This is a genomic window from Rhizobium aethiopicum, assembly GCF_014197535.1.
Classification (GTDB): Bacteria; Pseudomonadota; Alphaproteobacteria; order Rhizobiales; family Rhizobiaceae; genus Rhizobium; species Rhizobium aethiopicum_A.
Genome location: NZ_JACIFV010000030.1, coordinates 1 through 17,208, shown reverse-complemented (window position 1 = coordinate 17,208; position 17,208 = coordinate 1). Strand labels below are relative to the sequence as shown.

Below are 17,208 nucleotides of genomic sequence, written 5' to 3'. Positions count from 1 at the left end.
ATTCCTTCTAATAGCTGCAAGGGCGATCGTTGCCGAAACCGTCGCGGCAAGCCGGCCTGAGTGCGAAGTCAGCGCTGGAGTATCCAATCGAACCGGTCTGCGCCGGGTCGGGAGAGCTCGTCGTGCAAGACGACGTCGACATGGCAACGGCGATGAGCATTGCCATCGCTGCGGCCAATTTCCGAATCCGTAGCATCCCTCAACCCTCCCTTCGCTCGCTCACAGCCAGCGTCTTCAGTGTGATTGCCAAGCAGATAGGTCGATGCTGCGACCGGTAAACTGTCGCAGCGATCAAGATTGCATTATTCCTTCCGGCTGGTCGCCTACTTAGAAGGCAGGGAAGGGAATTTCCGACGGACTCGGAGGCTGGAGAGAGCTCCGGCCGGCCGGTCACGCAGAAACGACATGGCACAGGCCGTTGAGAAAATCACGCTCAGTGTTGGACGTGACATCACTTTTGATAAACTTATCTGGGCGATCAAAACGTGCGTCGGATGAAGGCAGGCGGCTCGATCCAAAATCTCTCAGAGGACATAGCGCGCCGCGGATCGCTGACCAGCCGGAATGTTCGCCGGCAGATGGTTTTCCATGCTATCATGGGCCTGCAAGGCTCGAGTTCGACGTCTGCAATATGGCAGAGGCCGAACGCTACTTTGCCCCGGCGTAGGGAGTTTGCGCCAGCACGGGCTCGACCCCGCCTTTTTTGACTGATCGGGAGGAGGTTGTTCATGTCCACGAATAGTGTCGACCGCCCGCTGCAGCCGGGCGACCGGGCACCGAATGTTGTCCTCGATGCGATCTCGCGCGAAGGCAAGATCGCGCTCGATGATTTTCGAGGCCGCAGCCCGTTACTGATCGGTTTATTTCGAGGCCTACATTGTCCGTTCTGCCGGCGTCATGTCTCGGCGATGGCGCAGCTCAACTCTGCCCTGAAGGAGAAAGGCATCGAATGTCTCGCCGTCGTCAAGACGCCCGTCGAACGGGCGCGGCTCTACTTCCGTTACCATCCACTACCCAACCTTATTAGCGCATCCGACCCGGAGGGGGCTTCGCATCGCGCCTTCGGTTTACCCATCCTTGAGCTCACGGAGAATGAAACCGAATGGCCGCACAAGCTCGGAATGGACGCGGTCATGACAATGCGGATCGATTTGCCGCGGGAGTTGCCCGTGCCGATGAACCCGGCTGCGGCGGGCGACTTTCTTGAGAAAAAGGACCCGTATGAAATGACGGCGGCCGACCAGCAGATTATCATCGCCGGTCACATGCCGCTTATCGGCGAGTTCCTGCTCGATCGGGAAGGCACTGTGCGCTGGAGTTTCACAGAAGCCGAAGATGGAGGCCAAAATCTATGCCGGGCGCCGAGTCCCGAAGAATTGATGTCAGCAGCTTCCCAGGTCGCACTTCAATAAGCTGCTGAAAAACTCGTTCGATGACCACTGTCCTCAGACGGTTGGCTCTTATAATCGGCGAACTCGCAGAGCTTCCCGTTGTTGACGATGATCAGCAGGTCTGGCGCCACCAGCAGACCGCGGGCCTGCGAAGCCCGCGGTCGGTCGTTACGCCGCTGCACCAAGTCCGTGGCGGGCAACGGCCACCAGAAACAGTAGCATCGAGGCCAAAGTCAGCATCGCGCCAGCGCTCGCGATCCTCCCTCGAGGAACATGGCAATGCCTGGGACCATGAAAGCGACACCGAGGATGGCAAGTCCGGCGTGAACGCGGGGAAGGATCCCCTATGCTGCTGTTGGGGTCAATCGGAAATACAGGCCAAACAACGCCAGCGTCGTCCATCCCACCAGGTTGAGATGCGCATGGGCCGGTGCCAGCATGTGGTCCTCGCTGATTGCCATCTGGATCCCCCATCCCATGCCACAGGTGACACACGCGACGGCCGCGAGGAAAAAGATAAAGGCGATGTCACGCATATCAGCCCCTCTGCGCCAGCCCGGGGCCAGTAAACTGCGAGCCGTAGCGTGCCGCACATTCGGCAACAGCGGCGATGTCACGCGGAATTTGAAAACCGGCTGCGGCGACTTCTTTGAAAAAGCCTTCAAAGCCACCCGGCGTCAGCACAGCGATGCAAACAGCGCCGTCGGGTCCGGTGCGGAAGCTATGACGCTTGCCGCGTGGGATATGCGCAGTCTCCATTGGACCGCGCCGAAACACGGTGCCCTCAAGTTCGAAATCAACGACGCCTTCCAGCACAAGGAAGGTTTCGTCCTCGGCCTCGTGGACGTGCGAAGGCGGGCCTTCAAGCGGGCCGGAAACGCCGTGGACGATGGACATGGCGCCATGAGTGTCGGCGGAGGACAACAGGATGCGATAGGTGGTGCCGTTCCAGCTATGGGCCTGCTGTGGCTGGGTGTATATGTTCATGATGCAGGGACCTTTGTGGTTGGTTGATAGGAGCGTCCCCGATATGGCGCGCCGACCGGCTTGTGTTAAATTGAATGATTATATCGACTGAATTGGTCCCATGAATTTATCCGCGTTCGACCTCAACCTACTGAAAGTGTTGGATGCCTTGTTGCGCGAACGGTCTACAGTGCGCGCCGGGGAGCGGGTTGGCCTATCGCAGCCGGCTGTGTCGGCGGCCCTTGGGCGGTTGCGCGCCGCCTTCGGTGATCCACTGCTGGTGCGTGATGGCCAGCAAATGCGCCCCACCGAATTTGCACTTGGTTTGGTCTTGCCGTTGACGCAATTGCTTGAGGATTCAAGCCGCCTCCTGAACCCGGCAGGCTTTGACCCAGTGAGCGCGGTGCAGACTTTCCGCATTGCAGCGTCGGATTTTTTCACCGAGATGATGCTTCCCGGTCTACTGGCTAACTTGGAACAGCGGGCGCCGGGCATTTCGTTGCGCTATACTGACTCGCTCAGTCTTCAGACCATGGATGACCTACGAGAAGCCAGGCTGGATCTGATCTTGTTGCCTGCGGGCAATTTTTCGCCCTGGGTCGATTGGCGACCGATTTTTCATGCCAGTTATGTTGTTGTTGCGCGACAGGATCATCCGGTTCTACGCCAGCACGGTGTTACGCCAGCGGCGGCAATGCCCGTCGAACTGTATTGCGGTCTGCGCCACGCCGTCTTCCGCGTCATCGAAATGGCACCTGATCGAGAAACTGCCGCACTTGCTGCACTGGGCCTGCGACGCGAAATGGTCCTGTCGGTACCCACTTTTACGGCCGTTTTACGGTCTGTGGCCGCGACAAACCTCGTCGGAATTGTACCGCGCCGGATGGCCATGAAAGTGGCCAGCGCAGAGGGGCTTGCCATTCACCCGCTGCCCTTTGCTTTGCCGCCGACGCTATTGGCAATGGCTTGGCACCGGCGCAATTCCGCCTCCCGTGCACACGCCTGGCTGCGCCATCAAGTCTCCGAAATACTCGCGCCGCTCGACGATCTTGAACAGGCCAGCGGCGGTTGCGCGTTATTGGGAAGCGCTGGCAATGTCGATTGATTCCAAGCCCCGTTCGCGTCCCATGTCCGGCTTGATGTAACGGCTGCTCAGGATATTGGAAGCCGAAAGCCGACCGTCAGTTCGCCAGACGTCGAATGAAGGGCCTTGGTTCCCATCAAGGCGTGACAGTCATTAGGGTGGAGTTCATCGTTCACTGGATCGGCTCCGAGATCATCGCGCTTCATTTATGTTCGGACATCTGATTCTTGTGGGCAGGAACGACGCGTCGCTCGAGCCACAGATACGCGGCGGCCGTCCAGGAAAATCCTTGGCCGCCGCAGCCTTCGCCGGTGACGGGGTCGAAATATTCGGCAAAACCTTCCGCTTCGATCGCCGCAATCGTCGACTTCCGCAGCTCTTCGGCGCTATCCGCGTGGCCATTGCGCGTCAGTCCGTCGATCAGCAGCCAGTTGATGATCGCCCAGGCGGGGCCGCGCCAGTAGCGCTTCGGCTCCCAGCTCCGGATGCCCGGCTTGGTGGTCGGGAAGGCGACCTTGAGACTCTTGGACCAAGCCTTCATCTCATCGACCAATGCATCCGCGACCGGTTTTTCGAGGTCGACCGAGAGGAGCGGGATGAAGCCGGCTTGCGTTGCTGCCTCGATATCCTGGCCAGAAAGAAGATCGCGCGAGATAAAGCGTGACAGGGCAGGGCGCCACTGGGCGAGAATCCCCTTCCGGGTCAACACATTGAACGCTGCGAGCTCGGCCACGTCGTCTACCCGGCCAAACGCGCGGGCAAGGGCTTCCAAGTCTTCGCCGGCCTTGAGGAGGATCGCGGTCGTCTGGATCTCGGCGACCTTGAATGGCGCCTTTTCCCATTGCTTCGCCGGATCCCAGCCGCAGGCGGCATAGGTATCGACGAGATGGATGAAACGGCGGTAATCCTCGTCGCGCGGGCGCATGTCGGCATCCACGTGGCCGGTATCCTTGCGCTCGACAGGCGTATCGGTGGTGGTCGGTACGCGGGCGAGTGCGATGTCCCAGGCGGGAGAATTGTCGCTGCCGCTTTCCCACGGATGCAGCAGCGCGACGAGACCGGTGCCATCGGGATCGCGGGCGGAATACCACCAGCGATGCCATTTCAGCGCTGCTTCGTAGAGGCGCAGGGTGCGCTCCTCGGCATCACTGCCTGCGGCTTCATGCAGCCTGCGCAGTGCGATCGCGAAGACCGGCGGCTGGGTTATGCCGGAGGTCGGGATACGGTGCTTCGTGCGCCAGACATTCGGCCCCGGGAAATATGTATCGCTTGGCGCGTGGAAGACGATATGCGGAATCATCCCGTCGGCCCACTGGCCCTCGACCAGCCGCTCCAACTCGCGATAGGCGCGGTCTATATCGTAGAGCGCGAAGCCCATGGCGACGAAGGCCGAATCCCAGTTCCACTGGAAGGGGTAAAGCCGGTCGGTCGGCACGGTATAGCCGCCACGATCGTTGGCGGCGAGAATGCGCTTCGCCTGGTCGATATGCACGTTCATTTCGGATACTCCGGTCTTCTTAGGCCAAAACGGTCGGAAAGGACTTGCCGCTTTCGGGAGAAAGCCAGGTGATGCGCTTCTGGTCGAGCTTCAGACCGATCGTGTCGCCGCTCCTCACGATTTCCGAGGCCGGCAGGATGACGCGCACCGGCTGATCGTGAATCGAGCCGGTCAAAAGCAGGTGCGATCCCATCGGCTCGGCAACACGCACCCTCATTTCGATGCCCTGTGGCAGCGGCGCGAGTTCGACGGCCTCGCCGCGCAGGCCAAGGATGATTTGATCGCCGGATTCCTGTGGCGCGGCAAGCTGTTCGGCGCCCGCCGCCACCTGACCATTCGAAACTCGGACCTGGATGAAGTTCATCGGCGGGTTGCCGATGAAGCCGCCGACGAACCGTGTTGCCGGGTGGTTGTAGATCTCGACCGGGTGGCCGACCTGCTCGACCACGCCGCCATGCATGACGGCGATGCGGTCCGAAAGGCCCATGGCTTCCGTCTGGTCGTGGGTCACATAGATCGTCGTCGTCCCTGCCGCTTGCAGTACGGTCTTGAGCTCGGTGCGCATTTCGAGGCGGAGCAGCGCGTCGAGGTTCGAAAGTGGCTCGTCCATCAAGAGAACCTTTGGTTCGACGGCAAGGGCACGGGCGACCGCGACGCGCTGGCGCTGGCCACCGGAAAGCTTGTTCGGGTAGCGGCCGAGATATTGCTCGATATGCAACAGGCCCGCGGCCTTCTCGACTTGCGCCTTCACGCGTTCGTCGTCGGCCTTCTGCATCCGCAGCCCGAAGGCGACATTCTCATAGACCGTCATATGCGGAAAGACCGCATAGTTCTGGAAGACCATCGCAAGGCCACGATCCTTGGGAGGCAAGCCGATCACCGACTTGTCGCCAATACGGACATCTCCCGATGTTGCTGTCTCGAGGCCGGCGATGATGCGCAGCAGCGTGGTCTTGCCGCAGCCGGACGGACCGAGCAGCGAGACGAATTCGCCGTCGTTGATCGTCAGCGAGACCTCTTTCAGCGCCTGGAAGGCTCCGAAGCTCTTGCGGATGCGGTCGATGACAATATTGGCCATAGCTCTGGTCCCGTTATTTGGAGGAAATGCCCCAGATCGCGAAGAGGTAACGTCTGACTGCGAAAATGAAGACAACCGAGGGAAGGATGAGCATCAGGCCCCCGGCAAAGCGATAGTGCATCGGGCTTTCCGACAGCACCGTCAGCAGGTAGGCGGTCAGCGTGCGGTTGCGCACTGTCAGCACCGAGGCGGCAAAGACCTCATTCCACGAGATGACAAACGCAAAGACCGCGGTTGCGACGATGCCGGGAAGCGCCAAGGGTGCCACCACCTTGAAGAAGGCCTGGATGCGGGTGCAGCCGAACACCCAGGCGGCTTCCTCCAACTCCTTAGGCACGCCGAGGAAAATGCCCTGCGTGACGAGTGCCGCGAAAGGCAGCGCCAGGACCGTATGGATGAGGCCGACGCCGAGGATCGTATCGTAGAGGCCGAGCCGAATGAAGGAGACTGTCAGCGGCAATGCCAGGATCGCCAGCGGGAAGGCGCGGGTCAACAGCACCAGAAGCCTGTAGCTGTCCTTGCCGCGAAACTCGTAGCGGGCGAGCGCATAACCGGCAGGCGCGCCGAGCAGGATGGACAAGGCGACTGTGATACCTGCTGCACCCAGCGAATTGAGAAAGGACTGGACGACGCCTTCGGTCTTCAAGAAGAGAAGGAAGGGCTCGAGCGAAATGCCCGTGGGAAGGCCGGTCTTCGGCCAGACATAGACGCCCTGGCGACCGCCGAGCGCGCCGAGCGCGACCAGATAGATCGGCACCAGCACCCAGGCGCAGAGCGCGACGATGCCACTCCACAACAGCCAGCGGCTTGAGGAGACGAAGCCGGCAGAGTTGGGGATGTCCTTGGTCGTGCTGATGGCATCCGTGGTCATGGCAGGCGCTCCGGATCGACCTTCAAGGCCTTCAGATAGATGAGCGTGGCGGCAAGCGAGATGATCATGATCAGCACCGCGTAGGCCGCGGCGACGCTGTAGTTCTGGTTCTGGTTCTGCCAGTTGTAGGCCTCGCCGACGAGAACCGGGAAATTGCGGCCGCCGAGCGCATAGACGACCGCGAAGACCTCAAAGGCGAGCACGGTGCGCAGGATCAGCGCCGATTGCAGAGCCGGGCGGATCAGTGGCAGGATGATCCGCCAGAAGCGTGTCCACGGACCTGCACCGAAGATTTCGGCGGCTTCTTTGAATTCCTTCGGGACTTGGTTGAGGCCGGCGACGATGATGACCATGACGATGGCCGTGCCACGCCAGATTTCGGCAACCGCAATCGCGATGAAGAGCGCGACCGGCGTCTGGTAGGAAAGCCAGCTTGCCTGCCTGCTGATGATACCGAGGCCGAAGAGCAACGAGTTCAGATAGCCGCTATTCTGCAGAATCGATAGCCAGACGAGACCGGCGGCGAGATCGGAGATGCCGAGCGGGATTGTCCAGATCCACAGGATCGTCTCGCGCCCGCGGCCGACCTTGGCGACCATTGTGCCCATGGCAAGCGCTATGGCGATCTGCACCGGCACGACCGCGATCGTCAGCAGGAAGGTGTTCTTCACCGAGCGAGTGAAATTGATGTCGGTTACCATGCGCTCGGCATTCGCTAGCGACGGCGCGCCATTGTCCGAAACCGCCAGCCAGATCGTCTGCACCAGCGGCACCACAAACAGCAGCGCGAGAAAGGCGACGGATGGCAGGATCAGCAGATAGGGAATCCAGGGTCGGCTATTAGACATCGGCTTCCGCCTCGACGAGCAGAGGGTTGAAAGAGCGCCCGGGCATCTCGCCCGGACGCGTCTCGGGCGGATTTATTCGACCGGGCAGGGGCCGTCGCTCTTGGCATCAGGCGCCCAGCAGGCAGCTTTCGTGTCGGTCATCAGCTTGGCCATCGTGGCGCCCTGGGTCTTCAGCACGTCTGCAACGGGCTCGTTCTGCAGCACGATGCGCTGGAAACTGTCCATGTAGACCTTGTTAAACTCACCGCCCTTGTCGCCGAGACCGACTGGAAGCAGCGAGATGATAGCGTCCTTGGACGCCTGGGTGGCGGTGACCGCACCAGCGAGAAGGGCGACGCCGGCGTCGAGATCCGGCGGCAGCTTGACGTTCAGGGTCGGAAAGAAGCCGACCTTGGAGGCGGTCAGGAGCTGCGTGTCCGGCATGGAAAGGTGCTCGATGATCTTTTCTGCACCGGCTTTGTCGGGCGCGCCCTTCGGAATGGCGAGACCAGCAACGACTGGCATGTAGCCGCGACCCTTGGGACCGGCGGGAGCGGGGAAGACCACATAATCATCCGGTGCGGCGGAAATGGCATTCTTCAGCCGGGCGATGTGGTCCCAGGCGACCATGACTTCACCGGCAGCGAGCGGCTCCTGCATGAAATCGTAGCTGGTGGAGTTCGGTGTCACATAGGCCCACAGCGTCTTCAGCTTCTCCCAGCCGGCGGCCGCATCGGCGCTCTGGAAGGTCCGCACGACACCGCCCGTGAAGGACGGATAGAAATAGCCCTGGAAATAACGCGCCATCAGCCCCTTCGGGCCGGCCGGGAAACCGATCTGCGGCTGGCCCGTCGCCTCCTGCATATTCTTGCCCCATTCGATCAGCTGATCGTAGTTCAGCGCGTTCACGTCGGCGCCAGCCGGCAGGTATTGCAGCGCTTCCTTCTTGGCAGCCATCACATAGGTCGCCTGCATCCACGGGATGTACTGCTGGGTCGGCTTGCCGAGCTTGCCAAGGTCGAGCAACGACTGCGGCATGCCGCTTGCTGCCAGCTTCTTGGCGAGATCGTCGAGTGGCTCGAGCGTGTCCTTATCGGCAAGTGGCGAGAGCTCCCCATGCAGCGCACCGACGAGACTGACGGTGCGCTTACCGGCTTGACGTTCGGCCTCCATGCGGACAGCAAACTGCGGCGGCTCCTCGACCACGTAATCAACCGAGCCGACATCCTTCAACAGCTCCTCGCGGACGACGGTCGCCTCTTCGATCGGACGGAGCTGGGTAGACACGAAAACCGTCTGGGCAAGCACAGGCGAGGCGAAGGCCAGCACGGTGGAAGCCAGAATTCCAAATGACATGATATGTTTCATCTTCTCCTCCTTCATTGTTCTTTGTTTGAGATGCACTTCTGTTTATGCCGCCTTGGCGGGACGGCGATGGCTGTCGCGATCGACGAACTCGATCGCGTGAAGCTCCTGGAGTTCTGCGGCGGGCTCCCCGGCAATGGCGCGGAGCAGCAACGAGGCGAAGCTCGCGCCGAGGTTTTCGCCGGTCATGCGCATGGTCGAGAGCGGCGGGCTTGTGAAGGCGCCCATCGGCAGGTCATCATGGCCGACAATGCTGATCTGGTTGCCGCCATCGACCTCGCGTAGCGCCCTCAGCGCCCCAATCGCCATTTCGTCCGTGGTACAGACGAGTGCGGTTGGACGCGATGGTTGGCGAAGAAGTTCCAACGCCGCGAGATAACCGCCCTGTTCCAACGGCGCGCCTTCGGCACAGAGGTCGGTCGCTAGGCCGCATTCCTCCATCGCCGCCCGCCAGCCACGGCAGCGGTCATGTGCGAAGTAATATTCCTGCGGCCCGGCGATATGGCCGATACGGCGGTGGCCGGCGGCATGGAAGCGCAGCGTCGCTGCCCGAAAGCCAGCAAAGCCGTCGCCGTCGATATAGGGATGGGGCGCCAGGCTTTCCGTGCGGCCGTTGGTGACGAAGGGAATGCCGCGCGCCTGCAGAAACTCGACGCGCTCGTCCTTCCGCTTGGTGCGGACGAGAAGCATGGCGTCGACGCGGCGGCCATCGACGAAGCGGCGGCAGATGTCGAGTTCGCTCTCGCCACGCGGCACCGGCGCAATCACCAGGTTGAGGCCGGCAGCAGCAAGGTGTTCGGCACAACCGGACAAAATATCGAGGAAATGCGGAGGGCCGATATGGCCAGGATCACTCGGCAGGGTGACCGCAACGAGCTCGGCGCGTTGCCTGCGCAGGCGCCGGGCCGAGGCATTCGGCCGGTAGCCGACCTTATCGGCAGCCTCACGAACCCGTTCGCGCGTGGATGCCGACACATCGGCATAGCCGTCGAGCGCACGCGACACCGTGGTGATGGACAGTCCCAAGGATTGCGCGAGCTGTTTGAGATTGGCCAAGATCTTCCTCCTCAAGCCAGAAAAAGAATTCTCCAAAACGTTTTGGGTGTCAAGCCAAAACGTTTTGGAATGCGTCTATATTGCGCGGCCCGAACTGAAGCGCATCGGCCATGCTCATTCTGATCCAATCGAGAGCTCAGTTATCAAGGGTAGCCGGCACGGTGGCGGTCGAATAGATCATGATGGTTTCCCAGGGGATAGGGTGGACTGCCGGGCCGTCATGCCGCGGCAGCAATCTCAGTGGCAAAGGCGCGATAGGAGTGAAGCGGACGGCCGAGGATCTTGGTCAGACGCTCGACGTCGTCGGGGTCGGGGATCATGCCGTCGCTGACATAGCGCTCGGCCATCAGGCGCATTTCATAGGCCGTCCACTTCGGCATGAAGCTCGCCATGTCCTGCTCGAACCCGCTGGGGTCATCGCCGCCATATACGATCGGACGGCCCAGGAGGTCCGACCAGATCTTCGCCACGCCCGGGCCGGTCAGCGTATCGGGGCCGACGAGATTGATGGTCTCGATCGGCAGCTTACCAGGTGCGGAATCGCGACGGATCAGCTCGATCGCGGCGACCTCGGCGATGTCGCGGGCATCCACCATGGCGACGCCCTTGCTGCCGATCGGCATCGGATAGACGCCGTGGCCCAGGATTACGTCCTTGATCATCAGTTCATTGTCGATGAAGTAGCTCGGGCGCAGGATGGTGGCGCTGAAGCCCATCTGCACGAGCATGCGCTCGGCGCCGAATTTCACGGCGAAATGCGGCACGTTCACCGCACGATGGGCTTCGAACACCGATAGATAGACGACCCGCTCGACGCCCGCCTCGCGGGCGATGTTGAGCGTGATGATCGCCTGGGTGAATTCGTCGCCGGTGACCGCGTTGAGCAGGAAGAGCGTGTTCACGCCATTGAAGGCGCTCCGCAAGGTATCGATGTCGAGCAGGTCGCCCTGAGCGATTTCGACGCCGGGCGGGACATTGGCCTTCGAGGGATCGCGGGTCAGCACGCGGACCTTTGCACCGCGGTTGACGAGTTGGTCGACGACATGGCGGCCGACACGGCCGGTAGCGCCAGTAACGAGAATGGTCATGGTGGTTACTCCGGGTTGGGGTTCAGTTGACACCCTCCAAATTAGTGATCCACATTGATCCCGATAGACGCTAAATTTGGACACGTCGTCTCGCTGGTGAAACACATGGACCTGCTCGCCCTCGCCGATTTCAATTTGGTCGCTCGCCATGGCGGGTTCGGTAAGGCCGCGCGAGCGGCCGGCCGGCCGAAGGCGACGCTCTCCCGGCGCGTGGCCGAACTGGAGGCAAATCTCGACCTGCGCCTGTTCGAGCGAGGCGCGCGCACGCTGAAGCTCACGGAGGAGGGACGCGCGCTATTCGAGCGAACGGGCGCACTGCTGACAGAGCTTGACGAAACAGCGAAGGCGATTGCATCGGGCGGGCACATCCCCCGTGGCCGATTGCGGATCAGTGCGCCGCTGCTGTTTTCACAGACAGCACTGGGTAAGCTTGCGGCAGGATTCGTGCTGAAATACCCCGAGGTTCAGCTTGAGATTACGACGGAAGACCGAGCCGTCGACATGATCGAAGAAGCCTACGATCTGGTCATTCGCGTAAACCCGGAGCCGGATGAAACTCTCGTCGGCCGCGTTTTCCTGCATGATCGCCTGGTCGTCGTGGCAAGCCCCGACTTGTCGCGTCCGGTCGGCCGCGAGCCCGTTCCTGCCGTTACCCGTGGATCGATGGCGCGGGCCGAATCCTGGGAGGTCGCGACGCCCGGGGGAAAATTACGCCTTGCGGCAAAGCCGGTATTAAGCCTTTCGTCGTTCATGATGGTTCGCGACGCCGTTCGCGCCGGTGCGGGTGCGGCGCGTCTGCCCTTGTCGCTCGCCAGCTCCGACCTGGCCGCCGGCACGTTGGTCAGCTGGGGCGAAGTGGAAGGGTTTCGGACCGCACTATGGGTACTCTATCCGACACGGCGACTCCTGAGCGCGCGCGTATCGGCGTTTCTGGACTATCTGAAGGCAGCATTTCCGCAGGGAACGCCCGAGGAACTTGCCGCCCATATCGAATAGCAAAAGCACCAAACCTGACGCGACTTGCCATCGTGCGCCCCTTAATCCAGTGCGTTTAAAGAGCGGTTCATCGCGACGACATGCTTGATTATCCCGCAAAGAAGATGTCAGCCGCTGACTCCAGAAGCCTATCGTCATACACGGGTTGAGCGACATGGAATAAGGGACTGGCGGACGATCGTAAGATCGTTCGGCGTGCCGTTGGAGGCTCATCACCCCAGCCAATACCTCGCCCCCGGCCCTTTGCGGCCTGCCACGTCGGCAGGGTTCGCCAAGCGACATCGGTCGATCGAAAGGCAGCCGCAACCGATGCATTCGCCAAGACCGGACCGCAGGCGCTGTAACTCCGCTATGCGCTGGTCGATACGCCTTGCCCACGCGCTCGACAGCCGCGACCAATCCCGACGTGACGGTACGCGATCGGCCGGCAGCTTAGCGAGCTCGGCGCCGATCTCCTCAAGCGTCAGCCCGAGCCGCTGTGCAAAGACGATGAAAGCGATCCGCCGCAATGCAGACCGGTGGTAGCGTCGATGTCCCGAGCCGGCGCGCTCGGATGCGATCAACCCACGCTCCTCATAGAAGCGCAGAGCGGAGGAGGCAACGCCGCTACGTCGCGACACTTCGGTGATGGTTAGCATCGGATCCATGCATAAACAAAGCACGAAACTCTCTTGACTTCAAGTTAACTTGAACTTGTAGCAATTACCCGTACCCATTGAAGGAGCACCGCAATGCAGGCGAATATCGATCTTCAAGGACTTCGCGTAGGGATCACCGGTGGCACTTCCGGCCTCGGACTGGCGCTTGTGCGGCATCTTGCCGAGAAGGGTGCGAGCATTGCCTTCGTCGCCCGCACCGCCGCGAATGTCGAACGCGTCGCAGCCGAGACGGGCGCTTTTGGAATTGTCGCCGACATCGGCAAGAAGGAAGATATCTATCCGATCGCGATGCAGATCACAGCCAACCTTGGTGGCGTCGACGTCCTGATCAACAATGCATCGAGCCTCGGTCCTGTGCCTCTGGCGCTTCTTGCTGATACGGAGTGCGAGGAGCTGGAAGCGGCGCTCGCGGTCAACCTTCTCGGCGTCTTCCGGCTGACGAAAGCCCTGTTCGGTGCGCTTGCCGCGTCTGCGCGCGAGGGCCGCGGCGCGCTGGTGATCAACATCTCCAGCGACGCGGCGGTCAACGCCTATCCAGGCTGGGGCGCATACGGCGCGAGCAAGGCAGCGCTTGCCCATTTGACTGCAATTTGGGACGAGGAGTCGAAAGGTGATGGAATACGGTTTCTTGCCCTCGACCCTGGCGATATGAACACCCCGCTGCACGCGCTGGCGCTCCCGGACGCCGATCCGTCGAGCTTGAAAGACCCGGAGTTGGCCGCCGCCGAGATCATCGAAAAGATGCTCGACGTGTTGCCGAGCCAAGATGCGCTTACCGCCGGAGCCCACGCGTGATCGCCGCTGATCGCCTCGATCGGCAATCGGCCAGGCTGCTCGTCGTTGAGGCGGACGGCACGATGCGCGACCTGCCGCGGGCTCACCTCGGGGCGTTATTCGATCCTGGCGATCTGGTTGTCGCCAACGACGCCGCGACCTTGCCTGCCAGCCTGTACGGCACGCATCTCCAATGCGGAAAGACGATCGAGATCCGGTTGGCCGGCTGGCTGTCAGCTTCCGCTCCAGTCCGCTTCGTGGCGATTGCCTTCGGCTCGGGCGATCACCGCACCCGCACGGAAGATCGGCTGCCGCCGCCTGCGCTGTCATCAGGCGATCGCCTCCAGCTCGGCCCACTTGAAGCCAGGGTCGAGCACGTTCTCGACCATCCTCGCCTTCTCGAGCTTAGCTTCGAAGGCACCCGAGCAGCCGCGTTTGCAGGACTGGCGCAGCACGGCAGGCCGATCCAATACGCGCATGTTCCCGAGCCATTGGCACTGTGGGATGTTTGGACGAGAATTGCCGCCCGGCCGGTCGCGTTCGAGGCGCCATCGGCTTCCTTCGCGCTCGACTGGCGCACACTGCAAGCTTGGCGTCGGCGCGAGATCGGTTTTGCAACACTCACGCATGCCGCGGGCATTTCTTCCACCGGCGATCCCGCGCTCGACTCGCGCCTGCCCTTCGATGAGCCGTACCGCGTCCCTGAATGTACCGTGGCGCAGGTGGCGCGGGCGCAGCTGAGAGGCAGCCGCATCATTGCGATCGGCACGAGCGTCGTGCGCGCACTTGAAGCAGCCGCCAATCCCGATGGCAGCGTTCGTGCCGGAGATGGTATTGCGACAGGGAGCATCGCACGTGGGACTCCGCTCCGCGTCGTCGATGCGGTTCTCACTGGCGTGCACCAGCCCGGCGAAAGCCATTTCGAGTTGTTGCGCGCCTTTGCCGACGACGGCCTGCTCGCCAGCGCCTCCGCAGCTCTCACTGCATGCCGCTACCGTGCGCATGAGTTCGGCGATTCCATGCTGCTCAACCGTCAACCGTTGCTTTATCGGCGCGAACCTTCCCTTCGGGCCACATGATCGTCGATCATACGCTGCAGATGGCCCTTGGGGTTTACAGCGACAACCGTTAATGACTTCTTGAGAGTTATTCGATGGATAGAGCTGTTTGCATCGCCGTGCCTTGGCTGGCCCGCCGGCGCTGAAGCGTCGCGTCAGGTCGGTTGGAACATCGGCTCGCTCATGCAGGGTGGTGCTCGGCGCCATCATGATCAATGGCGGGATCCATCAGGAAGCCGACGTGGAACACCTCGTCGCTCAGTAGCTCTTCGATCTCGCGGCCGGAATTCACTGTCGTCCCTGCCGGCGCGACAATGAATTCCGGCCGCCGACCGGCCGCGGCGGCGACGAGTTCGCTCACGGCTCTCCGGGCAGCCCGGATTCTATGGCCTGGAATCCTCCGGCCTCAGCCGCAAGGAAGCACGCGAGAAGGCGGAGGAGGGGCTAGCGCTCGTCGGCCTGGCCGGCATGGGCCATCGCCTTCCCGCCGAACTCTCCGGCGGCCAGCAGCAGCGCGTCGCCGTCGCCCGCGCACTGGTGCTGGAGCCGCAGGTGCTGCTGCTCGATGAGCCGCTCTCAAATCTCGATGCACGCCTGCGCCGCAAGGTGCGCACGGATATCCGCCAACTCCAGCAGCGCCTGGGCTTCACGGCCGTCTATGTCACGCACGATCAGGACGAGGCGCTTGCCGTGTCCGACCGCATCATCGTCATGAAAGATGGCGAAATCGACCAGACCGGGGCGCCGCGTGATCTCTATGGAGCGCCAGCTTCCGCCTTCATCGCCGATTTCATGGGGGAGGCGAATGTCATCCCGTGCGAGGTGCTCGGCATCGATGGCGCAACGCCCCCATCGCGAAAAAGGCGATCCTGGAAATATCGGTCGCACGGATCCGGCACTGCCACGGCACCTTTGCTGGCGCGAAGGTGTGCAAGCTGGCCAAGCTGCTCGATGGTTTCCGCCGTTTGGAACTCGGACCCGTGCACGGGACAACGACTGATCTGCAGCCACATCCAGGAGGCTCGGATGTACGCGTCATGAAGCTGTGCGCCGGGGGCTCGCAGATCATCCGCGAGGCAATGGCCGCAGAAACGGGTGGCCTTGAGATCAAAGAATTTGCGATTAATGACCGCATCTCCGAAACTGACCTGCTTTTCTCCGGGAACGACTGCGAACCGTAACAAAGGCTTGAGATCGAGCCCCGTCCAGAATTCGAGTTTCGAGACTTCTTCGTTATCGCCGGCGAGAAGACGCGTCGGGCGCAATCCAACGCCTTGGCTCGAACGGCAGCATAACTTCGCCAAGATCAGGAATGATGACACCGAACGCCCTGTAGAACGACGGTTGTAACTGGCCCGCGACCTCGAAACTCGCCGCATTAGCAGGAGACGGGCAGTTTCACTCCACGCTACTAAGCTTTGGATAACACGTTCGGCCTCGTCGACAAGCATCTCTTCTCCCATCAGGGCTGCATGCCGATAGGCGCCGAAGGGAAGGAGGCCGTCCGCGCACCAGCTGTCTGTGATTTTCTTTTGCAGAGCCGGCTCGGCGGTGCTCAACATGGCGTCCTGCGGCGTTCGCCTGTAGGGCGACAATCTGGATGAGATCACGTCTCATCTTGGTTGTCGCGCTGCAAACAGAACTAGAAGGCGATAATTGGGGCCGGAGAACGAACCCGCTGCGCGGGAGGGCGTCTGCGGCTGAGGTAGAGGATGCGGGCTGGAGTTTGCGCCTGGATTGAACGTCGCCCGGCAAGGGCAGAGCATGACGAGCTTCTTCAACAAAGGAGCCTGATCATGCAGTACCCCGATCTCCACACGCCTATCAGCCCGCTGCGCCAGCGGTTGATCGACGACCCATAGCGGCCGCAAATGGCTTTGAAGGGCAACATTCCTTATAGTCGCTCCCAGTGCCGGCAATAGAGCGCCGGTCGCGCTCCGCGAGGTGAACGAATATGTTGAAACTTCCGCCACCGATATGGGCCCTTCTCTTCTTGATCCTCACTGCGGGCGCCAGCTACTTGGCCGGGTGGCCCGCCGTACCTTGGGTACATAGCCTCTTCGTCGGGATCGGACTCATCGCCGTCAGTTTCATTGCTCCAGTTTGGGCCTTGATACTGTTCAGACGTGAGGGCACCCAGGTCAATCCCACCTCGGAAACCAACAATAAGCTGGTCACCGGCGGACCTTTTCAGTTCACCCGGAATCCCATGTATCTGGGCCTCGTCGTCCTCAGCCTCGGTGTGGCTGTGGCGACGGGCGCTATTCTTATGTTCGCCGCCCCCCTCTTGGTGTTTGCTACCGCCAATTGGGTCCACATCCCCTTCGAGGAAGCCAAGATGCGCCGCCAGTTCGGCCCGGCTTTCGACGACTACGCGCGGAACGTGAGAAGGTGGCTTTAGCTGTGGAGCCTCAACAGGTTGTCCTGGGTAAGAGCGAGTCTGCTGATTGGTGGTTTTGAATTTAGGCTTCCGTGAGGCCTGTGCCAATTGTAGCGA

Annotated in this window: 18 protein-coding genes and 3 pseudogenes; 9 read left to right on the top strand and 12 right to left on the bottom strand. The window is 61.5% G+C overall.

The genetic code is table 11. From position 1 onward, the window contains the following. Positions 1-7 precede the first annotated feature (7 nt). Complete coding sequence (locus GGD53_RS32035; protein ID WP_246717895.1) at positions 8-196, bottom strand: hypothetical protein; 189 nt, start codon at positions 194-196, stop codon at positions 8-10. A gap of 532 nt (positions 197-728) precedes the next feature. Here GGD53_RS32035 and GGD53_RS27325 point away from each other — a divergent pair. Beyond that, complete coding sequence (locus GGD53_RS27325; RefSeq protein ID WP_184459849.1) at positions 729-1,412, top strand: peroxiredoxin-like family protein; 684 nt, start codon at positions 729-731, stop codon at positions 1,410-1,412. A gap of 323 nt (positions 1,413-1,735) precedes the next feature. Here GGD53_RS27325 and GGD53_RS32030 read toward each other — a convergent pair whose 3' ends face one another. Both GGD53_RS32030 and GGD53_RS27315 read right to left on the bottom strand, forming a co-directional pair. After that, on the bottom strand, positions 1,736-1,927 hold the full coding sequence (locus GGD53_RS32030; protein ID WP_246717894.1) for a hypothetical protein: 192 nt from the start codon (positions 1,925-1,927) through the stop codon (positions 1,736-1,738). Between the two features lies 1 nt (position 1,928). Continuing rightward, on the bottom strand, positions 1,929-2,378 hold the full coding sequence (locus GGD53_RS27315) for a cupin domain-containing protein (protein WP_184459848.1): 450 nt from the start codon (positions 2,376-2,378) through the stop codon (positions 1,929-1,931). 100 nt (positions 2,379-2,478) lie between these two features. Here GGD53_RS27315 and GGD53_RS27310 point away from each other — a divergent pair, with 100 nt between their 5' ends. Further along, the gene (locus tag GGD53_RS27310) at positions 2,479-3,462 is read left to right on the top strand and encodes a LysR family transcriptional regulator (RefSeq protein WP_184459847.1); all 984 of its coding nucleotides are present in this window, start codon (positions 2,479-2,481) and stop codon (positions 3,460-3,462) included. 181 nt (positions 3,463-3,643) lie between these two features. On the opposite strand, the gene GGD53_RS27305 is transcribed toward GGD53_RS27310, so the two are convergent. The 7 genes from GGD53_RS27305 to GGD53_RS27275 form a co-directional block, all read right to left on the bottom strand. Next, a complete protein-coding gene (locus GGD53_RS27305) occupies positions 3,644-4,939 on the bottom strand; it encodes an MGH1-like glycoside hydrolase domain-containing protein (protein WP_184459846.1) in 1,296 nt (431 codons plus the stop codon). 19 nt (positions 4,940-4,958) lie between these two features. After that, entirely contained in the window at positions 4,959-6,017 is a 1,059-nt protein-coding gene (locus GGD53_RS27300) for an ABC transporter ATP-binding protein (protein ID WP_184459845.1), read from the bottom strand. A gap of 13 nt (positions 6,018-6,030) precedes the next feature. Further along, on the bottom strand, positions 6,031-6,888 hold the full coding sequence (locus GGD53_RS27295; protein ID WP_184459844.1) for a carbohydrate ABC transporter permease: 858 nt from the start codon (positions 6,886-6,888) through the stop codon (positions 6,031-6,033). Next, positions 6,885-7,736, bottom strand: a complete 852-nt coding sequence (locus GGD53_RS27290; RefSeq protein WP_184459843.1) for a carbohydrate ABC transporter permease — start codon at positions 7,734-7,736, stop codon at positions 6,885-6,887. The genes GGD53_RS27295 and GGD53_RS27290 overlap by 4 nt, the downstream gene beginning before the upstream one ends. 72 nt (positions 7,737-7,808) lie before the next feature. Then, on the bottom strand, positions 7,809-9,083 hold the full coding sequence (locus tag GGD53_RS27285; protein ID WP_184459842.1) for an ABC transporter substrate-binding protein: 1,275 nt from the start codon (positions 9,081-9,083) through the stop codon (positions 7,809-7,811). A gap of 42 nt (positions 9,084-9,125) precedes the next feature. Further along, on the bottom strand, positions 9,126-10,136 hold the full coding sequence (locus tag GGD53_RS27280; protein ID WP_184459841.1) for a LacI family DNA-binding transcriptional regulator: 1,011 nt from the start codon (positions 10,134-10,136) through the stop codon (positions 9,126-9,128). A 218-nt stretch (positions 10,137-10,354) separates the two neighbouring features. Continuing rightward, positions 10,355-11,224 carry an SDR family oxidoreductase gene (locus tag GGD53_RS27275; protein WP_184459840.1) on the bottom strand — a complete coding sequence of 290 codons (870 nt, stop codon included), beginning with the start codon at positions 11,222-11,224 and terminating at the stop codon, positions 10,355-10,357. A 105-nt stretch (positions 11,225-11,329) separates the two neighbouring features. Between GGD53_RS27275 and GGD53_RS27270 the strand changes: the two genes are divergently transcribed. Then, positions 11,330-12,220 carry a LysR family transcriptional regulator gene (locus GGD53_RS27270; protein WP_184459839.1) on the top strand — a complete coding sequence of 297 codons (891 nt, stop codon included), beginning with the start codon at positions 11,330-11,332 and terminating at the stop codon, positions 12,218-12,220. 212 nt (positions 12,221-12,432) lie between these two features. Here the strand turns inward: GGD53_RS27270 and soxR are convergent, their stop codons facing one another. Then, on the bottom strand, positions 12,433-12,867 hold the full coding sequence (soxR, locus tag GGD53_RS27265) for a redox-sensitive transcriptional activator SoxR (RefSeq protein WP_184459838.1): 435 nt from the start codon (positions 12,865-12,867) through the stop codon (positions 12,433-12,435). Between the two features lie 84 nt (positions 12,868-12,951). Between soxR and GGD53_RS27260 the strand changes: the two genes are divergently transcribed. The 6 genes and pseudogenes from GGD53_RS27260 to GGD53_RS27235 all read left to right on the top strand — a co-directional run bounded on the left by GGD53_RS27260 (position 12,952) and on the right by GGD53_RS27235 (position 17,112). Continuing rightward, entirely contained in the window at positions 12,952-13,674 is a 723-nt protein-coding gene (locus GGD53_RS27260; protein WP_184459837.1) for an SDR family NAD(P)-dependent oxidoreductase, read from the top strand. Beyond that, positions 13,671-14,732: an S-adenosylmethionine:tRNA ribosyltransferase-isomerase gene (locus GGD53_RS27255; RefSeq protein WP_184459836.1), complete on the top strand. Its 1,062-nt coding sequence runs from the start codon at positions 13,671-13,673 to the stop codon at positions 14,730-14,732. The genes GGD53_RS27260 and GGD53_RS27255 overlap by 4 nt, the downstream gene beginning before the upstream one ends. A gap of 157 nt (positions 14,733-14,889) precedes the next feature. Then, positions 14,890-15,159, top strand: a pseudogene (locus GGD53_RS32025) (hypothetical protein); the annotation flags it as partial. Continuing rightward, positions 15,096-15,554: pseudogene (locus tag GGD53_RS27245) on the top strand (ABC transporter ATP-binding protein); the annotation flags it as partial. The pseudogenes GGD53_RS32025 and GGD53_RS27245, both read left to right, overlap by 64 nt. A 194-nt stretch (positions 15,555-15,748) precedes the next feature. Next, the gene (locus GGD53_RS27240) at positions 15,749-15,892 is read left to right on the top strand and encodes a hypothetical protein (protein ID WP_184459834.1); all 144 of its coding nucleotides are present in this window, start codon (positions 15,749-15,751) and stop codon (positions 15,890-15,892) included. A gap of 773 nt (positions 15,893-16,665) precedes the next feature. Then, complete coding sequence (locus GGD53_RS27235; protein ID WP_184459833.1) at positions 16,666-17,112, top strand: methyltransferase family protein; 447 nt, start codon at positions 16,666-16,668, stop codon at positions 17,110-17,112. On the opposite strand, the pseudogene GGD53_RS27230 reads toward GGD53_RS27235, so the two are convergent. Next, positions 17,109-17,208: pseudogene (locus GGD53_RS27230) on the bottom strand (IS481 family transposase); the annotation flags it as partial. The gene GGD53_RS27235 and the pseudogene GGD53_RS27230 overlap by 4 nt on opposite strands.

Bases quoted from the DNA above. Each gene is read 5' to 3' on its own strand.
- GGD53_RS32035 (WP_246717895.1), bottom strand. From the start codon at position 196: ATGCTACGGATTCGGAAATTGGCCGCAGCGATGGCAATGCTCATCGCC.
- GGD53_RS27325 (WP_184459849.1), top strand. From the start codon at position 729: ATGTCCACGAATAGTGTCGACCGCCCGCTGCAGCCGGGCGACCGGGCA.
- GGD53_RS32030 (WP_246717894.1), bottom strand. From the start codon at position 1,927: ATGCGTGACATCGCCTTTATCTTTTTCCTCGCGGCCGTCGCGTGTGTC.
- GGD53_RS27315 (WP_184459848.1), bottom strand. From the start codon at position 2,378: ATGAACATATACACCCAGCCACAGCAGGCCCATAGCTGGAACGGCACC.
- GGD53_RS27310 (WP_184459847.1), top strand. From the start codon at position 2,479: ATGAATTTATCCGCGTTCGACCTCAACCTACTGAAAGTGTTGGATGCC.
- GGD53_RS27305 (WP_184459846.1), bottom strand. From the start codon at position 4,939: ATGAACGTGCATATCGACCAGGCGAAGCGCATTCTCGCCGCCAACGAT.
- GGD53_RS27300 (WP_184459845.1), bottom strand. From the start codon at position 6,017: ATGGCCAATATTGTCATCGACCGCATCCGCAAGAGCTTCGGAGCCTTC.
- GGD53_RS27295 (WP_184459844.1), bottom strand. From the start codon at position 6,888: ATGACCACGGATGCCATCAGCACGACCAAGGACATCCCCAACTCTGCC.
- GGD53_RS27290 (WP_184459843.1), bottom strand. From the start codon at position 7,736: ATGTCTAATAGCCGACCCTGGATTCCCTATCTGCTGATCCTGCCATCC.
- GGD53_RS27285 (WP_184459842.1), bottom strand. From the start codon at position 9,083: ATGAAACATATCATGTCATTTGGAATTCTGGCTTCCACCGTGCTGGCC.
- GGD53_RS27275 (WP_184459840.1), bottom strand. From the start codon at position 11,224: ATGACCATTCTCGTTACTGGCGCTACCGGCCGTGTCGGCCGCCATGTC.
- GGD53_RS27270 (WP_184459839.1), top strand. From the start codon at position 11,330: ATGGACCTGCTCGCCCTCGCCGATTTCAATTTGGTCGCTCGCCATGGC.
- soxR (WP_184459838.1), bottom strand. From the start codon at position 12,867: ATGGATCCGATGCTAACCATCACCGAAGTGTCGCGACGTAGCGGCGTT.
- GGD53_RS27260 (WP_184459837.1), top strand. From the start codon at position 12,952: ATGCAGGCGAATATCGATCTTCAAGGACTTCGCGTAGGGATCACCGGT.
- GGD53_RS27240 (WP_184459834.1), top strand. From the start codon at position 15,749: ATGAAGCTGTGCGCCGGGGGCTCGCAGATCATCCGCGAGGCAATGGCC.
- GGD53_RS27235 (WP_184459833.1), top strand. From the start codon at position 16,666: ATGTTGAAACTTCCGCCACCGATATGGGCCCTTCTCTTCTTGATCCTC.